This window comes from Blautia intestinihominis (assembly GCF_040096655.1).
GTDB lineage: Bacteria > Bacillota > Clostridia > Lachnospirales > Lachnospiraceae > Blautia_A > Blautia_A intestinihominis.
The window spans coordinates 1-17,418 of record NZ_JBBMEI010000004.1 but is presented as its reverse complement, the minus strand read 5'-3'; the positions used below and the strand labels follow the sequence as shown (position 1 = coordinate 17,418).

Genomic DNA, 17,418 nt, shown 5'->3' with positions numbered 1-17,418 from the left:
GTTTAATTTTTGGTACTCTTAAGATAAAGATTCAGTGCCTTATGACGGTTCTCAATCTCTATGATCCTGTGGTCGCCGCCAAATTCTCCATCCAGAGTCCATGGGACTTCTTCTTCTGCCTCGATCGTAAGCTTCCTGGTCTTGAAGGAATATACAAGATCCGTATTGTCCTCTGCCATTACAAGAGCTGTAATGATCTCCTGCAGTTCCAGCGGATTCTTTGGATTCACGATCAGTGTCACCTCAAAGAGTCCATCATTCATATCGACATTCTTCCCGGTAAGATTCTTAAATCCACCTACAGATCTGGAATTTGTTACCATTCCGACGATAAAATCATCTTCCACCTCAAGTTCATCTGAAGTAACCTTCATATGATAAGACTTGATGTCAAAAAGACGCTTTACACCTTCCAGAATGTATGCCACATGTCCAAGAACATTCTTGAGATCCTGATCTGTCTCATAGGACACATCTGTAAAAAGTCCAAAAGCAGCAACGTATGCAAATGTCTGCTGATTAAATCTGCCGATGTCACAGTGATAAAGTTCTTCTTTCGTAATCATCTCTGCCGCTTTGACCATATTCTTAGGCATAAAAAGACTGTTGGCAAAATCATTCGTACTTCCGGCAGGAATATATCCGATCGGTACATTGCTTCCTGTTTCCATAATTCCGGTAACAACTTCGTCAAGAGTGCCGTCACCTCCACTGCATACGATCAGATCAACAGAATCTGCATATTCTTTGGCTTTTTCATAGGCATCACGCGGTGCCTGCGTAGCACGGATAATGACTTCATAATCATGTCCGCTGAAAATATCTACGATATCCAGGAGGTGCATCTTGATCCTGCCCTTTCCTGCTTTGGGATTAAAAACAAAAAGCATTTTTTTCCCCACGGTCTGATGTCCCCTTTCTTTTTGATTTCTTACGCATTCTATATCATACAACAAATCTTTTGAAATTCCTAGACGCAAATTTTTCGACAGGTGACACCAAAAAAATTTATTGTACATCCTGTGTTTTTATACAAAAAAATCCCCTGAATTTCAGGGGATTCAAGTAGCGAGAGGGGGATTCGAACCCTCGACACCACGGGTATGAACCGTGTGCTCTAGCCAACTGAGCTATCTCGCCATATTCTATTTGAGGTATGGGACCTATAGGGCTCGAACCTATGACCCTCTGCTTGTAAGGCAGATGCTCTCCCAGCTGAGCTAAGATCCCATTCTAATAGCGAGAGGGGGATTCGAACCCTCGACACCACGGGTATGAACCGTGTGCTCTAGCCAACTGAGCTATCTCGCCATATTCTCTTGAGGTATGGGACCTATAGGGCTCGAACCTATGACCCTCTGCTTGTAAGGCAGATGCTCTCCCAGCTGAGCTAAGATCCCACTTCCTGTGCCTGCCGCTTCAAGAACTCTCTTTCGAAGTGCTCTCTCGCAACCGACTTCGTTAGTATACTATGTGTTTGGCAAAGTGTCAACACTTTTTTTAATTTTTTTTATATTTTATTTTGTTCACAAATTTCCTACTATTTTATCCTTGATGATCGCAAGGATTTCACGTGGAATATAAACCAGCAGTCTCCAGGTTCTGTATCTCGCCGGAATGGGATAAATCTGCCTGCATCCACACTTTCTGCCGATCGCCACACCACGGAACACATGAAAATGATTCGTCACGATCCCGATCGAGGTATCCAGTGTCCCGATCTTCTCCAGGCTGAAATCCAGATTCTCCTTTGTATTGGTGGACCTGTCCTCAAGGATCAGCCGGGAACCGTCAATCCCATGCTCTGTGAGATACCGGTACATTGCCTCCGCCTCGCTGATCTGCTCTCCCTGCCCCTGTCCGCCGGAGAGAACCGCGCGTGTCTCAGGATTCTCCTCAAGATAACGCAAAGCCCTCCTGGTTCGTTCCAGAAGGGCTTTGGATAACCGTGTGCCTGCGACATGTGCGCCAAGCACGATAATATAATCCAGATCTGGCCGGACTTTCATTATCTTCCACAGCAATGTTTGTATTTCTTACCGCTGCCGCACGGACAAGGATCGTTACGGCCAATCTTGTGCGGCTTTACAACTGTACCGGATTTCTTCTGCTCCATGTACAGTTCTTTACGTTTCTCCTCTGTGAAGATCGCATCCCACTGAGGAAGCTGATACAGCCAGTCTGCCTTGGCATCAACCATGTTCTTGTAAAGAAGTTCTTTATCAAAAGCCAGAGTTACTCTGGTGTTCTCATCCATTGTCTCGATCGGGTTCGGGATCTTAAGGCTGTCATTGATTCCGTCAAGAAAACCAACCATAGTCAGGACTTCCTGTCCGTATTTCTCAGCCAGTTCTTTGACTGTACCGCTTACAACTTCGTCCGGATTGGAAAGAAGCTGCTCGTAGATTCCCTTCTCGATATTGAAATAGTTTGCCCAGAATCTCTGGAGCTGATTGCGGTCTGCCTGCTGATCGTAAGCAATTGAACGCCACTGCTCTAAGATTGTTTTATCACTCATTTGTTTTCATCCTCTTTTCAAAAATTTTGCCTGTGCCCCATTATATCATCTTTTCTCACAAAAGACAAATCCCTTTTTATACAAATTATAAGAAAGTTGTATAAAAAGGGATTCACATGCCCATACTATAAATGTCCACCGAAACCCATATCGGCGGCACAGCAAAAGATACAATCTAAGAAATACTTATATCCTCCCCTTACAAGGTCCTGGGACTGACGAAATGCCGCGGTCCCGGGATTTTTATTTGATCCCGTAAGTTTCTTCCATTTCTTTCGCTGCCTGTTTGAGATCTTTAAACTGAATTGTGTGGATTCCTGCCTTTTCTGCACCCTGGCAGTTCTCTGCACGGTCATCAATGAACAACGTCTCCTCTGCTTTCAGATTAAATTTACTGAGCAGTGTCTGATAAATCTCTATATCCGGTTTCATCTGGTTTACATCACAGGAGAAAATAACTCCGTCCATATATTTCAGAAATGGCATTTCATTCTGCTTCGTGCCGTCCAGCATATATCTGCTGTAATTGGACAGGATGTAAAGGTTATATCCCTGCTCCTTAAGATATTTTGTCCAGGTCTCTGCATAGTCCATCTTCGTGACACATCTCGTAGAATTCCTGATAACATCCTCGATATCCTCTGCATACTCCGGAGCCAGTGCCTTGAATTTCTCACGATATTCTCTTTCTTCAAGAAGTCCTTTGTCACGCTCATCCCACACTTCACTCTGGAAGGTTGCCTTTGCGATCTTATCTCTTTTTTCTTTGTCAAAGTGAAAACTGTCCAGATAAGACTGCCAGTTAAATTCCACCAGCACAAGTCCTACGTCAAAAACAATATTTTTGATCATACGTTTATCCTCCTCGTTTTTCTTCTTATTTACAAGTCGAAATACCATCCAGATCACATACCCCATGACTGCCACAAAAAGCACCGTATACAAGGATGCCATAAATGCTTCCTGCGAAAAATCGCCCTTCAATGCAAAAAACATCGGCAGGCAGAAGATGATCAGCAGTGCCACAACACCCAGAAGGGCTGCGATTCTTTTTCCGTTTTTCATAAACACCTCAATATGAAATACGCCGGAGAAAAACTCCCCGGCGCTTTGTAATTTATTTATTTCTGTAGATAATATCGTTTCTTCCTGGTCCGTTGGAGATCATGGTGATCGGGAATCCGATCTGTTTCTCTACGAACTCTACGTATTTACGGCAGTTTTCCGGAAGATCTTCGTAGTTCTTGATTCCACGGATGTCTGTCTTCCATCCCGGAAGTACCTCGAGAACAGGTTTTGCTTTCTCAAGAAGTCCTGTTGTCGGGAATTCTGTAGTAACTTTGCCGTCGATCTCGTAGCCTGTGCATACCGGGATCTCATCAAGATATCCAAGTACATCAAGTACAGTAAATGCCACGTCTGTGGTTCCCTGCATACGGCATCCGTATTTGGAAGCAACACAGTCAAACCATCCCATACGTCTCGGACGTCCGGTTGTTGCGCCGTACTCTCCGCCGTCGCCGCCTCTTCTTCTGAGTTCGTCAGCTTCCTCGCCAAAGATCTCAGAAACGAAAGCACCTGCTCCTACTGCGCTGGAGTATGCTTTGCAGACTGTGATAACCTGTTTGATCTCATATGGCGGGATTCCTGCACCGATCGCACCATATGCAGCCAGTGTGGAAGATGATGTAACCATTGGGTAGATTCCGTGATCCGGGTCCTTGAGGGATCCAAGCTGTCCTTCGAGAAGGATCTGTTTGCCGTCTTTGATCGCATTCCACAGGAACAGGGAAACGTCTCCAACATACGGAGCTACCATTTCTTTGTATTTCATCAGTTCTGCATAGATCTCATCCGGATCAAGAAGCGGTTTATGATACAGGTGCTCCAGTAAAACATTCTTTGTTGCAACAACGCGCTCTACTTTTTCTTTCAGGGCATCGTCGTGGAACAGTTCATTTACCTGGAAACCGATCTTTGCATATTTATCTGAATAGAACGGAGCGATACCGGATTTGGTGGATCCGAAAGATTTGCCGCCAAGACGTTCTTCTTCATACTGATCGAACAGGATGTGATATGGCATTACGATCTGTGCTCTGTCGGAGATCATGATCTTCGGTGCCGGAACTCCTCTCTCGATCACTTCGTTATATTCTTTGAAGAACACCGGAATGTTCAGAGCAACACCATTTCCGATCACGCTTGTGGTGTGATTGTAGAATACACCTGACGGAAGTGTGTGCAGTGCAAATTTACCATAGTCATTTACGATTGTATGACCTGCGTTTGCACCTCCCTGAAATCTTACGATGATATCTGCCTCCTGAGCAAGCATATCGGTAATTTTACCTTTACCTTCATCTCCCCAGTTAGCTCCAACTACTGCTTTGACCATAACACTTTATCCTCCTCGTGTTTTTGATTGATCTGTATTTTAGACATTGATTTCTGCTTTGATTCCCAGCATTTCTTTGTGCTCGTCGAGAACCGGCTGTACCACTTTCTCAATGAAAGCTGTGGTCTGCTCTTTGGCTCTTCCTACATATCTGGAAGGCTCCATGGACTTGTTGAGTTCTTCGATCGTAAGGTTGAATGCCGGATCTGCCGCGATCAGGTCAAGAAGGTTATTGTCCTTTCCTTCTACCTTCACAGTACGTCCTGCTTCCATGGAAAGCTCACGGATGCGCTCATGAAGTTCCTGACGGTCGCCGCCTGCCTTAACTGCATCCATCATGATGTTCTCAGTTGCCATGAATGGAAGCTCTGCCATCATGTGTTTCTCGATTACTTTCGGATATACTACCAGTCCGTCTACTACGTTCAGACAGAGGTCAAGAATACCGTCAATCGCAAGGAATCCTTCCGGAATGCTGAGACGCTTGTTTGCAGAATCATCCAGGGTTCTCTCAAACCACTGTGTTGCGGAAGTGATCGCCGGATTCAGTGCGTCGATCATCACGTATCTGGAAAGAGAAGCAATACGCTCACTTCTCATTGGATTTCTCTTGTATGCCATTGCGGAAGATCCGATCTGAGATTTCTCGAACGGTTCCTCAACTTCCTTGAGGTGCTGGAGAAGGCGGATGTCGTTGGACATCTTGTGTGCACTTGCCGCAATACCTGCAAGAATATTCAGGACTCTTGTATCGACTTTGCGGGAGTAGGTCTGTCCGGAAACCGGATAGCACTGCTTGAATCCCATCTTCTGCGCGATCATCGGATCGATCTTGTCAATTGTTTCCTGATCCCCGTCAAAAAGTTCCAGGAAGCTTGCCTGTGTTCCGGTTGTTCCCTTGGATCCAAGAAGCTTGAGACTTCCGAGAACATATTCCAAATCCTCAAGATCCATCATGAATTCCTGAGTCCACAGAGTAGCACGTTTACCAACAGTTGTCGGCTGTGCCGGCTGGAAATGGGTAAATGCCAGTGTAGGCTGATCCTTGTATTTATCTGCGAATTTGGAAAGCTCTGCGATCACATTGACCAGTTTCTTCTGAACAAGCTTCAGAGCTTCTGCCATTACGATGATATCTGTATTATCTCCTACATAACAGGAGGTTGCACCCAGATGAATGATTCCCTTTGCTTTCGGGCACTGTACTCCATATGCATACACATGGGACATAACGTCGTGACGTACCTGACGTTCTCTCTCCCTGGCCACGTCATAGTTGATATCATCCTTGTGAGCCTTGAGTTCGTCAATCTGCTCCTGGGTGATATTGAGGCCAAGTTCTTTTTCTGTTTCTGCCAGAGCGATCCACAATCTTCTCCATGTACGGAATTTCATATCCTGAGAAAAAATGTACTGCATTTCCTTGCTGGCATAACGCTCTGAAAGGGGGCTTACATATCTGTCTGTACTCATGGTATTTACTCCTATCCTCTCGCCAGATTAACCGCAGGGGTAACTGCGGTTAATCTTAGTATTTTTCCTGTCTTTACGCTGAAATTATATAACATTGCCTGATTAAAAGCAATCCCTTTATTTTTCTCCCTGATGAAATTTGCCAAGGAATTCTTTCATTCTGGCGTTGCTGGAAGAAAATACCTCGGAAGGTGTTCCTTCTACTGCGATCACGCCCTTATCCATAAAGATGACTCTGTCGGAGATATCTTTTGCAAAATTCATCTCATGTGTTACGATCACCATCGTAATATGAAGATCCGCCAGAGAACGGATAACACGAAGGACTTCTCCTGTAAGTTCCGGATCGAGTGCGGATGTCGGCTCATCAAAAAAGAGGATCTTCGGATTCAGTGCAAGTGCCCTTGCGATCGCGACACGCTGGCACTGTCCGCCGGAAAGCTGATACGGATAGGCATCTTCCTTATCAGAAAGTCCCATCTTTGCCAGAAGTTCTCTTGCTTCTTTATAAACTTCGTCTTTGTTTCGTTTCTGTACATGGATCGGTGCATCTGTGATATTTTTCATGACGGTAAAATGCGGAAAAAGATTGAAGTTCTGGAACACCAGACCGAAGCAGGACTGGATATCCTTGATCTCATTCTTGGACGGCATACAGACTTTGCCATTTTCTGTCCAGATCGCCTTTTTGCCCATGTAGCTGATTTCTCCACCGTCGATGCGTGTCAGAAGTGTCGCACAGCGGAGCAGTGTAGACTTGCCGGAGCCGGAAGGTCCGATGATAGAAAGCACCTCTCCTTCCTCTACATGGATGGAAACGTCTTTCAGCACTTGAAGCCCGTCAAACTGTTTTTTGATATGATTCATTTCAAGAAGATTCGTACTCACGCCCATTCCTCCTAACGATAATAGTTCATTTTCTTTTCAAGCCATTCCATTACCCATGCAACAACAAAATTGAATACATAATAGAATACACCTGCGATCACAAACGGAAGGACCGTTGTCTGTGCTGCTGCGATCTGTTTTGCCAGTGCAAACATCTCGATGTAGGATACAGAATATACAAGTGATGTATCCTTGACAAGGGTGATAACTTCATTCGTCACTGACGGAAGTACGATTTTGACAACCTGCGGAAGTACGATCTTAAAAAATGTCTGGCTCTTGTTATAGCCGAGAAGCTGTGCTGCCTCATACTGTCCGACCGGGATAGATTCAATTCCGGAGCGGTAGATCTCAGCAAAATAAGCTGCATAGTTCAGAGAACATCCAAGGATGATCGCTGTAAATTTGTACCCCCCGATATTCATTCCCCAGAGATAAAACGGTCCGAAATACCACAAAAGCAGCTGCAGCATCAGCGGTGTTCCTCTCATAATAGAAATATAGGCTTTCACGATCCAGCTCAGTGGCTTGAAACGGCTTACTCTTCCGAAATATACTACCATCCCCAACGGCAGTGAGAAAAGTAAAGTCAGAAAAAAGATAACCAGCGTAGAACCGAATCCTGTGGTAAGCTGCTGTAACATTACCTGAAAACTCATGTCTTCTCCTCCATTAACTTACAACAGGGATGCTCCCCGGTGAGACCCCAGGGAGCATCCCATATGTCTTATATCTTATTTCGTATTTTTGAATTTCTGATCATTCTGCGTCTTCGGATGTTTTCTCAGCTTCCGCATCATCAGAAGCTTCTTCTGTATCTTCTTTCGCATCAGCATCATCAGAAGCCTTGAGAGTTACCATATCAGCGATCTCATATTTCTCAGCAAGCTCTGCTACAGTTCCGTCGTCTGCCAGTTTCTGAAGGTCTGCGTTTACGATATCGCAAAGCTCGTCATTGCCTTTCTTGAAACCGATCGCATACTGCTCTGTGTTCAGAGTCTCATCAAGGATCTTGAATCCCTCTCCTCTGGAGTTGAGCTGGTATTTGGCAACACCGATATCGATTGCAAGTGCATCCAGTGCTCCTGCCTGCAGTTCTGTGAATGCTGTGTTGTAATCAGCAAATTCATTCAGTGCTCCGAAGGTATCTGCCAGTTCTTTCTGTCCGCCTTCTTCTTCGCTCTGAAGAAGATCAAGTGCTGCGGAAGCTGCCTGAACACCAACAGTCTTGCCTGCAAGGTCTGTGAGTTTCTCGATGCCGGAATTGTCAGCAACAACGATCACCTGGCTGTTATCTACGTATGGTACGGAGAAAGTATAGTCATCTTCTCTTCCGTTCATGGTAAATCCGTTCCAGATACAGTCGATAGATCCGGAATTCAGTTCCATATCCTTGGAATCCCAGTTGATCGGTTTCTTATCCAGAGTCCAGCCCTCCAGATCACATACTGCCTGAGCAAGTTCCAGGTCAAATCCTGTGTACTCTCCATCCTCATCCATATAGCCATATGGCGGATACTCTGCATCAAATCCTACGATCAGGGTCTTGTCCTCTACGCTCGCCTGTACACTTGCTGCAGAAACCATTCCCATAGCCATTACTGTGCTCAGCATCAATGCAACTGCTTTTTTCTTCATACCTCTATCTCCTCTTAAATTATTTTTATAGTTTATCACATAGTCACTCTACCACGTGAAAGTATGGTTATCGTAACATACCAATCCTTTTCTGTCAAGAAAAAAACAAAGTCCGGAGCCGTGATATTTGAAAACAGGTCCGGACTTTGCATTTTTGCGTGATTATGAAATCTTGTCTTTGTGATAAAGAAGAGTGACGCTGCGCGGCGGCAGATAGAGATTTACCATTCCGGCACGTGCCCGAATCTCCTTCGGGCGGTCATTGTAACCATCCTGGCTGGAACGGATCAGTCTCGTCATGGAAACTTCTTCCATACGGGTGATTCCCGCCGGCCATACCTTGATCGTGACTTCTCTTCCCTCATCACGGTTATTCAGGACAACGATCATCTGCTCGATATGCGAGAAACGTCCGTAGCACAGTCCCTGATAGTCGTTCCACAGGAATTTGAGGGATCCTGTACGAAGGATACGGTATTTCTTGTGGATCGCGATCATTTTTTTGTAAAAAGAAAGCAGTTCCTTGTCCTCGTGTCCCCACGGATAGGTACGGCGGTTATCCGGATCGGTAAATCCGCAGACACCAGCCTCATCACCATAATAAACAGTCGGTGCTCCCGGCCAGGTCATCTGGATCGCGATCGCTTCTCTCATGATCGCCGTATTGATATTCTCAGAAGCCGCCTCTGCTCCGGCGTAGGAAACCCTTCCCACGCGGCGGTTCGTTCTTGTCAGGAATCTGGAATGATCGTGATTCGACAGTTCATTCATCGCCACATGAAGGGCAGACATATGAAGAGAACGCATATGTGTCTTCATTGCACCGATAAACGCCTCACTGTTTCCATACAGATCCTCTCTGTACTCATCACTGTGCTTCTCCATACCGGTCAGGAACCAGGTCACAGGCTCCATAAAAGCATCATAGTTCATGACAGAATCCCATTCATCGCCCTGAAGCCAGCCTTCCGGGTTGCCGTAGTGCTCTGCAAGGATCAGCGCATTCGGATTTGCCTCCTTGACTGCCTTGCGGAAGTCCTTCCAGAACTGATGATTGAACTCATTGCTGTGTCCAAGGTCCGCTGCAACATCCAGTCTCCATCCATCTACGCAATACGGCTCAGACACCCATTTGCGCGCGATATTCAGGACATAGTCATAAAGTTCTCTGGATCCTTCATAATTGAGCTTCGGAAGCGTATCGTGCGTCCACCAGCCATCATAAGACAGGTTGTACGGCCATCTTCCCTCGTCACGGAAATTGAAGAAATAACGATACGGGCTGTCTGCTGAGATATAAGCCCCCGGCGCATAGCCCTCCTGTCCTTCATAGATCCGCTCACGGTCCATCCATTTATTGAAAGAACCGCAGTGATTGAAAACGCCATCCAGGATAACTTTCATTCCACGTTTATGCAGTTCCTGCACCAGCTCTGCAAAAAGCTGATTACTTGCTTCCAGATTCTTCTTGTCGGTAACTCGCTTGATGTATTTCGCCGCATGTGAGTTCTCACGGTCCCATGGAGCCAGAAGTCCGTCACAGTCCTCTACGATCCTTCCATAATGTGGATCTACATAGTCATAATCCTGTGTATCATACTTGTGGTTACTCGGCGATACAAAGATCGGATTCAGGTATACGACCTCCACGCCAAGATCCTGGAGATAATCCAGTTTATCCATAATGCCCTTAAGGTCTCCGCCATAAAATTCCCGGACACCCATGACAGCCGGTGTCTTGGACCAGTCATGTACCTGCTCACAGTGTTCTCCAATATAAGAATATTCATCTGTCAGAACACTGTTGGTCGGATCTCCGTTGCAGAAACGATCCACAAAGATCTGGTACATCACCGCCCCCTTCGCCCAGTCCGGAGTCTGGAAATCTGGATAGATCTCAAAATCATCGCGTTCCTGTAATTCTGTACAGACTCCCCGCTGATTATAGTAACAGTTTACCCAACCATACAGAATTTCAAAGTGATATCGAAAAACCTCATCCGGCATCACGATCTTGGTTCCGTAATAGTCGAAGCCCTTGACCGTCTTATAGATCTTCATCTTATGTTTCTTCTCACCGGATACAAGGTATACTGCGTCTACATTGTTTTTCTGGGTCCGGAAACTGATCATTACCGTTTCCCCCGCCTTTGGTTCGGTAGGATTTCTGTAATATCTCGTTCCGTCACTGAAAAAAGCGTCCTTATTCAGCACCAGCCGCATATTCAGAATGTACTGCATTTTTCTGGTAATGTCTTCGTTTTCCCATTCCATAATTAAAGTCCCCTTATTCTTAAGCATATGTCTATTCTAGTTGAAAATTCATAAAAGTACAATATAAAAACCACTGAAATACCGTCTCGATTATGGTTATTTTTACAAAATAAAAAAGACAGCGGGATAGGCTGTCTTTTTTGGAGAAGGTATTTCTTCTTATGGGGTGTAGCAAAAACTATATAATGTATTGGGGGGTTTTTACGATGTATATAGTACCATGCGTCTACCGAAAAGTGTGCACAAAGTTCACAAAAATCACAATTTGTTTTTGTGCATCTTGCATACCTTATTTTGAGAGATCAACTTTTTCTGATGTAAAAAGTGCCTCGAACTCTTCTCTGTGGACTTTTTCCTTCTCTAAAAGAAGAGCTGCACACTTGTGGAGCGCGTCCATATGCTGAGTGATGATCTCTCTTGCATCCTGGTGGCACTTGTCGATGATATCATGTACTTCCTGGTCGATCTCCTTGGCAACTTCCTCGCTGTAGCTTCGGGTATGTGCCAGATCTCGTCCGATAAATACCTCATCACCGTCATCACCATAAGTGATCAGACCAAGCTTGTCTGACATACCATACTGCATGACCATTGCTCGGGCAGTTCCTGTCGCACGCTTGATGTCATTGGATGCACCTGTCGTGATATCGCCAAAGATCAGTTCCTCGGCAACACGGCCGCCAAGCAGCGTTGTGATATCCTGAAACATCTTGCCCTTGGTATTGAACATCTCATCATTCTCCGGAAGAGGCATGGTATATCCTGCTGCCCCAACACCTGTCGGAATGATGGAAATCGTATAAACAGGATCCATATCCGGAAGCACATGGAACAGGATCGCATGTCCAGCCTCATGGTATGCTGTGATCTTCTTCTCTTTGTCAGAGATGACTTTGCTTCGTTTCTCTGCACCGACACCAACTTTGATAAAGGCCTGCTTGATGTCCTGCTGCGTGATATAGGATCTGGTCGCCTTGGCCGCCATGATCGCAGCTTCATTCAGGAGGTTCTCAAGATCTGCGCCTGTAAATCCTGCTGTTGTCTGCGCGATCTGTGCGAGATCAACATCCTCGCCAAGAGGTTTGTCCTTGGCATGAACGCGAAGGATCTCCTCACGTCCCTTGACATCTGGTCTGCCGACTGCAACCTTACGGTCAAAACGTCCCGGACGCAGGATCGCAGGGTCCAGAATGTCGACACGGTTGGTTGCTGCCATAACGATGATCCCCTCGTTCACTCCGAATCCATCCATCTCTACAAGAAGCTGGTTCAGAGTCTGCTCTCTCTCATCATGACCGCCGCCCATACCGGTTCCACGCTGTCTTGCAACTGCATCGATCTCATCGATAAAAATGATACACGGTGCATGCTTCTTGCCCTCTTCGAACAGGTCGCGGACACGGGAAGCACCGACACCGACAAACATCTCCACGAAGTCTGAACCGGAAATGGAGAAGAACGGAACCCCCGCTTCTCCTGCAACAGCCTTGGCAAGAAGTGTCTTACCTGTTCCTGGAGGACCTACAAGGATCACGCCCTTAGGAATTCTGGCTCCCACACTGGTATATTTCTGTGGAGATTTGAGGAAATCCACAACTTCTACCAGATCTTCCTTCTCTTCCTGAAGACCGGCTACGTTCTGAAAAGTTACTTTTTTGTCGTCCGGAAGCATCATCCTTGCACGGCTCTTGCCAAAATTCATCATCTTGGAGTTGCCGCCCCCTCCTGACATCTGTCTGTTCATCATGACAAACAGGATCAGGATAAATGCTCCTGTAAGGATCACAGGTAAAAACGTTGTGAGAAAAGCACTCTCCTGCGGAACATCCTTCACATCCGGATGAATATCGTATTTCTCAAGAATCTCCTGTGCAGTGTTTACGTCTGTTACATTGACCTTTTTCTGTCCTTCGCCCTCGATCTCTGCCACAACAGATCCCGTCGGTACCTCCCTGTTCTGATACAAGGATGCAGAAGTCACCTTCCCGTCCTCGGCTGCCTGCTGCAGTTCTTCCATCGTGTAATTACTCTGGGAAGTTACCTGATTATTCAGATAAAAATATCCTGCAACCAGCATCACGATCAGCACCAGATAAAGACCAATTTTGCCTGGCTGTCTGTTCACTTAACTGAATCTCCTTTCACTCGCCGTCAAATTCCACAACTCCGATGAACGGGAGGTTTCTGTACTTCTGAGCATAGTCAAGCCCATATCCTACAACAAACTCATCTGGAATATTGAAGCAGCAGTAATCTACTTTTACATCTTTCTTAACTCTGCGCTCTGGCTTATCAAGCAGAGTACACAGACGGATGCTGTTTGGATGTCTGTTCTCAAGAATCTTGAGCAAATAGCTTAAAGTTCTTCCTGAGTCAATGATATCCTCTACGATCAGCACATCCTTACCGATCAGCGGCTGATCCAGATCCTTCACGATCTTGACAACACCGCTTGACTTGGTATCATCTCCGTAACTGGATACGGACATGAAGTCCAGAGTTACCGGTACAGTAATTCTCTTTGCAAGTTCACATGTAAAGAACACGCCGCCCTTCAGTACGCAGATCAGATGGACTTCCTTGCCTGCATAATCCTTGCTGATCTTGGCTGCAACCTGCTGGATTCTTGCATCCACTTCTTCTTCGCTCAGTAAAACCTTGATTCTCTCACTCATAACCTGGTTCCTCCTTGGTATGTAATTTCTAATACATTTCTTGTGCATGAAGTAATTTTATACCGTTCGCTGATCCTTCCGCCTATGATCCACAAAATCTCCCCGCCATCTGCGATCAGTGGTACCTGATCTCTGGTCTCCTTTGGAAATTTATCATCGATCATGCATCTGGTCAGCTTTTTGCGGCCTCCGTCCCTGCCGACAATGAGATAATCTCCTGTTTTGCGGGTACGGACTGACAAACCGCACTTTATTTTATCACAATCAAACCATTTCGTATACTTTTTTTCTAAAATCTTCTCGCCGGAATAGGAAAAAACTTTGATCGTAAACCGGCCAAACGGTGTTTCCACCTCTTCCGATGTGGCTGGAAGGGGAATTTCCTGTTCCTTTCGCCCTTCTGTTCCCGGTTTCTGCTGTATTTTCTTCCTGAGGATCACTCCATCGTAAGTCCGCACAGCCTCCAGTCCATATGGAAGCGAAATCCGCTTGCTCACCCGGCAGGAATAAAGTTCCAGTACCTGCCGGATATGCGTCTGTGTGAGATCCCGACTGCGGCCGCTCAATTTTTCGAGGATCGTCCGGACTCCATAGCTTTTGAGGATCTGTTTTTTCTGAAAAAATCCTTCTCCAAGGCAGTAACTTCCATCCGGTTCTCTGTAATCTGCGGCCAGCTGCGCCGCCTCGTCTGTCAGAAACTCCTCCGCCTCTGAGAGCAGCCTCGAAGTCTCTGCCATGTGCTCAACCGTTTTGGCATTGATCTCTCGCTCCATCACAGGAAGAAGATGCCTGCGGATGCGGTTTCTCGTATATTCATCCTCCAGATTCGTGCTGTCCAGGACACTCGGGATCCCGCACTCTCTAATATAATCGTCAATTTCTCTTCTTTCTAAACACAAAAGAGGACGGATCACCTCTCCATTCACCGGTTTCAAAGAACATAAGCCCCTGAGGCCTGTCCCTCTCGCCAGATGATGGAGCATTGTCTCGGCAAGATCGTTCTTATTATGTGCCAGCGCCGTACGGACAACCGCATATTGTTTCCGGCACTTGTGCGTCTCTGCGTCAAAAGCCTGCCTGCGCACGATCCTTCCCGTTTCTTCTGTTCCCAATTTCCATTTCACCGAAAGCTCCGGGACATCATAGCGATACACGCTGCATGGGATATTCCATTTGGTGCATACAGTCTCCACCATCCGCTGATCCCTGTCTGCCTCCGCTCCCCGGAGCCCATGGTTCACATGCACCACCCGGAGATGAAAATGCCAGATCTCTCTCAGTCTCCTCAGAAGATGCAGCATCGTCATAGAATCGTTTCCACCGGATACGCCCGCAATGACCGCGCAGTTCCTGGCGAGCATTTCATTTTCTTTCACAAAATCCTTTACTTTATCGAATGTCTTTTCCCGCATTTTCTTATGTCCTTTACTTTCTTACTACATTGGCAACCAGCACGGTCATGTCATCTCTCGCCCGATAGTCACTGTAGCCAAGCACTCTCTCCAGAATTCCCCGGCTGATCTCACGCGGAGCACTCTCCTGCACATCCAGAATGATTTCTTTCATTGTTTCTTCTTCACAGTCTGTTGGAAGGGCATCCAGAACTCCGTCCGTCATCATAACAAGACAGTCCCCATGATACAGTTTCCGTGAGGCTGTGTCAAAATCAATTCTCTGTACCAGACCTGCCGCAAGGCTCTCCGATGAGATTGCCTCTACCCAATGATCTCTCCTGATAAAAGTAGCTGCTGCTCCTGCCTTGAGGAATTCACAGATTCCCGTATAAAGGTCCACTGCACAGATATCAACTGTGGAGAACATACCTTCCCGTCCATTCAGAATCAGGGCAGAATTGACCATTCTCGCCGCTGCCTCCTGTGAAAAACCTGATTCCATGAACTGCTCCAGTAATTCTACCACAATCTCACTTTCCCTGCATGCATCCATTCCAGAACCCATTCCGTCCGAAAGACACATCACAAATTTTCCTCCATCCTCCTGTCGGCAGATGTAATTATCTCCTGAAACTTTTTCCTTTTCTCTGGTAAGCTTTGCGACACCATACAGCATCTGATAGCTGACATCCTCCACAAAGTGAACCGTATGGAAATCCCGGTTCACAATACAGCGGCTCCCCTGTGCCGAGGTCATTGTGCATTCGCATATCCCGGACAAAATCTGCGAGATTTCTGATACAGCAACACACTGTCCGCTTCTGGCGCGCATGGTCAGAAAAATCTGTCTGCGCCCTTCGACCTTGTCCATGACCCATGCCCGTTTCAGGATCACATGACGCTTTCGAAGGCTCTTGGCAAGTTCTTCCTGAAAAACGGGTTCCGCCGCACTGATATCATAGAGATCTTCTGCAACCTGCTGCATAATATGTGAAATCTCATTCAACTGCTGTGCAACTGCAAGCCGACTCTCGATCATCCGGTTCCCCCAGATCATCTCCTGCTTTTCCTTCTGAAAACAGTCCTTCAGGGATTCCAGGTACTGCGCTGATCTGCCGCAGTTCTCTCCACATCGTTTCCGTGCTTCTTCGATCTTCTCCTCATCCGCCTGCTCTATCGCACGTACCATTGCCTCCCCGCACAGATACATCTCCTCTGCGTGGTCTCCCCAGCACAGTTCTCTCCGGTAACAGTTTCTGCAGAAACGTTCTCCCGTCTCCCGGATAACATTCTCAACCTGGGCACTGCTTAAATATTCTTTCTTATATGGCATTCCATAAAAAGTATCTGCAAGTTTCTGAAATGAGGCTGCGTACCGTTCTACTTTTTCTTTCTGGGGATGTTCTCCGCCTAAAGGAAAAGGCTCTTCTTTTCTGGATTTTCTTCCCTTCAAAACAGTTTTTGCCATGTCCCGCAAAATCAGCAGAATGCTGAGCACGAGCATGGCAATTATCCATTCCTGCATGTTTTCCCCTCCCCTGATGTCTTCATTAAGGGAAATTATAAAAGGGATTTTATAAAATATCTGTCAAATACTGTCAGCTATTTCAGAAAAGTTTTCTTCAAAATATGTGTTATTTCTCCTCTTCAAAAACAATCTCATTGCTTTTGACAAGCCCGAGACGGTCTCTGGCGATCTCTGCCACATATTCATCTGTCTGCATATATTCTTTCTCTTCGTCGATCTGTTTGGTTCGATCCTGTTCTTCTTCTATCGAAGTTCTTATCTCTGCTGCTCTTGTATCGTAGGATGAGATTTTGGCTTTCAGTTCATTACTTTGCACTGTAAGAACTCCCAGAAGAAGCACAACAACTACCGATATCAGAGCCATCCCGAGGTAATTATTTAATATTCTTGTGTTTTTTTTCTTTTTTTTGGACTTTTTCAATCTGCTTTCCCCTCTTCCAATTACAAAAGCGGTTTTCCATAATTATTGAAATTTTACCTCTTTTAACAAGAAATAGCAACCTCTTTAACAAAGAATTCATCAAAAAAGCCCCCAAAAAGACGGCAGGCAGCAAAAAGAGCCTCAAAACGCCTTCATTATACTGGTAAAGCTCTGCAAAAACCACACTCCCTGACAGAATCCAGTACAAAAG

General features: G+C 46.0%; 16 protein-coding genes and 4 tRNA genes. All 20 read right to left on the bottom strand.

Annotated elements, in window-relative coordinates:
• Positions 1 to 2: 2 nt before the first annotated feature.
• Positions 3 to 902 carry a diacylglycerol/lipid kinase family protein gene (locus WMO75_RS02365; protein ID WP_118698110.1) on the bottom strand — a complete coding sequence of 300 codons (900 nt, stop codon included), beginning with the start codon at positions 900 to 902 and terminating at the stop codon, positions 3 to 5.
• Positions 903 to 1,066: 164 nt separating this feature from the next.
• Positions 1,067 to 1,140 (bottom strand) — tRNA-Met (locus WMO75_RS02360).
• Positions 1,141 to 1,157: 17 nt separating this feature from the next.
• A tRNA-Val gene (locus WMO75_RS02355) sits at positions 1,158 to 1,230 on the bottom strand.
• A gap of 7 nt (positions 1,231 to 1,237) precedes the next feature.
• Positions 1,238 to 1,311, bottom strand: a tRNA-Met gene (locus WMO75_RS02350).
• A 16-nt stretch (positions 1,312 to 1,327) separates the two neighbouring features.
• Positions 1,328 to 1,400 (bottom strand) — tRNA-Val (locus WMO75_RS02345).
• Between the two features lie 126 nt (positions 1,401 to 1,526).
• Positions 1,527 to 2,009: a YdcF family protein gene (locus tag WMO75_RS02340; protein ID WP_022213784.1), complete on the bottom strand. Its 483-nt coding sequence runs from the start codon at positions 2,007 to 2,009 to the stop codon at positions 1,527 to 1,529.
• Positions 2,009 to 2,518, bottom strand: a complete 510-nt coding sequence (locus WMO75_RS02335; RefSeq protein WP_022213785.1) for an SEC-C metal-binding domain-containing protein — start codon at positions 2,516 to 2,518, stop codon at positions 2,009 to 2,011. Before WMO75_RS02335 ends, WMO75_RS02340 begins: the two co-directional genes overlap by 1 nt.
• A gap of 243 nt (positions 2,519 to 2,761) precedes the next feature.
• Positions 2,762 to 3,583 (bottom strand): HAD family hydrolase, encoded by an 822-nt coding sequence (locus tag WMO75_RS02330; RefSeq protein WP_022213786.1) that lies wholly within the window; start codon positions 3,581 to 3,583, stop codon positions 2,762 to 2,764.
• A gap of 52 nt (positions 3,584 to 3,635) precedes the next feature.
• Positions 3,636 to 4,916 (bottom strand): adenylosuccinate synthase, encoded by a 1,281-nt coding sequence (locus WMO75_RS02325; protein WP_022214776.1) that lies wholly within the window; start codon positions 4,914 to 4,916, stop codon positions 3,636 to 3,638.
• A gap of 39 nt (positions 4,917 to 4,955) precedes the next feature.
• Complete coding sequence (gene purB, locus WMO75_RS02320) at positions 4,956 to 6,389, bottom strand: adenylosuccinate lyase (protein ID WP_022214777.1); 1,434 nt, start codon at positions 6,387 to 6,389, stop codon at positions 4,956 to 4,958.
• 117 nt (positions 6,390 to 6,506) lie between these two features.
• The gene (locus tag WMO75_RS02315; protein WP_291581248.1) at positions 6,507 to 7,256 is read right to left on the bottom strand and encodes an amino acid ABC transporter ATP-binding protein; all 750 of its coding nucleotides are present in this window, start codon (positions 7,254 to 7,256) and stop codon (positions 6,507 to 6,509) included.
• A gap of 32 nt (positions 7,257 to 7,288) precedes the next feature.
• Positions 7,289 to 7,936: an amino acid ABC transporter permease gene (locus WMO75_RS02310; protein ID WP_022214779.1), complete on the bottom strand. Its 648-nt coding sequence runs from the start codon at positions 7,934 to 7,936 to the stop codon at positions 7,289 to 7,291.
• A 100-nt stretch (positions 7,937 to 8,036) separates the two neighbouring features.
• Positions 8,037 to 8,915 (bottom strand): amino acid ABC transporter substrate-binding protein, encoded by an 879-nt coding sequence (locus WMO75_RS02305; RefSeq protein WP_303223994.1) that lies wholly within the window; start codon positions 8,913 to 8,915, stop codon positions 8,037 to 8,039.
• Between the two features lie 162 nt (positions 8,916 to 9,077).
• The gene (locus tag WMO75_RS02300; RefSeq protein WP_303223992.1) at positions 9,078 to 11,189 is read right to left on the bottom strand and encodes a glycoside hydrolase family 13 protein; all 2,112 of its coding nucleotides are present in this window, start codon (positions 11,187 to 11,189) and stop codon (positions 9,078 to 9,080) included.
• Between the two features lie 289 nt (positions 11,190 to 11,478).
• On the bottom strand, positions 11,479 to 13,266 hold the full coding sequence (ftsH, locus tag WMO75_RS02295; RefSeq protein ID WP_349077562.1) for an ATP-dependent zinc metalloprotease FtsH: 1,788 nt from the start codon (positions 13,264 to 13,266) through the stop codon (positions 11,479 to 11,481).
• Positions 13,267 to 13,330: 64 nt separating this feature from the next.
• A complete protein-coding gene (gene hpt, locus WMO75_RS02290; RefSeq protein ID WP_118251634.1) occupies positions 13,331 to 13,864 on the bottom strand; it encodes a hypoxanthine phosphoribosyltransferase in 534 nt (177 codons plus the stop codon).
• Positions 13,861 to 15,276: a tRNA lysidine(34) synthetase TilS gene (tilS, locus tag WMO75_RS02285; RefSeq protein WP_349077530.1), complete on the bottom strand. Its 1,416-nt coding sequence runs from the start codon at positions 15,274 to 15,276 to the stop codon at positions 13,861 to 13,863. The genes hpt and tilS overlap by 4 nt, the downstream gene beginning before the upstream one ends.
• Positions 15,277 to 15,289: 13 nt before the next feature.
• Entirely contained in the window at positions 15,290 to 16,783 is a 1,494-nt protein-coding gene (locus tag WMO75_RS02280; protein ID WP_227221900.1) for a SpoIIE family protein phosphatase, read from the bottom strand.
• Positions 16,784 to 16,892: 109 nt separating this feature from the next.
• Positions 16,893 to 17,207 (bottom strand): FtsB family cell division protein, encoded by a 315-nt coding sequence (locus tag WMO75_RS02275; RefSeq protein ID WP_022214786.1) that lies wholly within the window; start codon positions 17,205 to 17,207, stop codon positions 16,893 to 16,895.
• A partial coding sequence (gene yabQ, locus WMO75_RS02270) for a spore cortex biosynthesis protein YabQ (protein WP_349077529.1) occupies positions 17,161 to 17,418 on the bottom strand: 258 nt, incomplete at its 5' end. The genes WMO75_RS02275 and yabQ, both read right to left, overlap by 47 nt.

Coding starts and splice junctions, on each gene's coding strand:
- WMO75_RS02340 (WP_022213784.1), bottom strand. CDS start 2,009: ATGAAAGTCCGGCCAGATCTGGATTATATTATCGTGCTTGGCGCACAT.
- WMO75_RS02335 (WP_022213785.1), bottom strand. CDS start 2,518: ATGAGTGATAAAACAATCTTAGAGCAGTGGCGTTCAATTGCTTACGAT.
- WMO75_RS02330 (WP_022213786.1), bottom strand. CDS start 3,583: ATGAAAAACGGAAAAAGAATCGCAGCCCTTCTGGGTGTTGTGGCACTG.
- WMO75_RS02325 (WP_022214776.1), bottom strand. CDS start 4,916: ATGGTCAAAGCAGTAGTTGGAGCTAACTGGGGAGATGAAGGTAAAGGT.
- purB (WP_022214777.1), bottom strand. CDS start 6,389: ATGAGTACAGACAGATATGTAAGCCCCCTTTCAGAGCGTTATGCCAGC.
- WMO75_RS02315 (WP_291581248.1), bottom strand. CDS start 7,256: ATGAATCATATCAAAAAACAGTTTGACGGGCTTCAAGTGCTGAAAGAC.
- WMO75_RS02310 (WP_022214779.1), bottom strand. CDS start 7,936: ATGAGTTTTCAGGTAATGTTACAGCAGCTTACCACAGGATTCGGTTCT.
- WMO75_RS02305 (WP_303223994.1), bottom strand. CDS start 8,915: ATGAAGAAAAAAGCAGTTGCATTGATGCTGAGCACAGTAATGGCTATG.
- WMO75_RS02300 (WP_303223992.1), bottom strand. CDS start 11,189: ATGGAATGGGAAAACGAAGACATTACCAGAAAAATGCAGTACATTCTG.
- ftsH (WP_349077562.1), bottom strand. CDS start 13,266: ATGCTGGTTGCAGGATATTTTTATCTGAATAATCAGGTAACTTCCCAG.
- hpt (WP_118251634.1), bottom strand. CDS start 13,864: ATGAGTGAGAGAATCAAGGTTTTACTGAGCGAAGAAGAAGTGGATGCA.
- tilS (WP_349077530.1), bottom strand. CDS start 15,276: ATGCGGGAAAAGACATTCGATAAAGTAAAGGATTTTGTGAAAGAAAAT.
- WMO75_RS02280 (WP_227221900.1), bottom strand. CDS start 16,783: ATGCAGGAATGGATAATTGCCATGCTCGTGCTCAGCATTCTGCTGATT.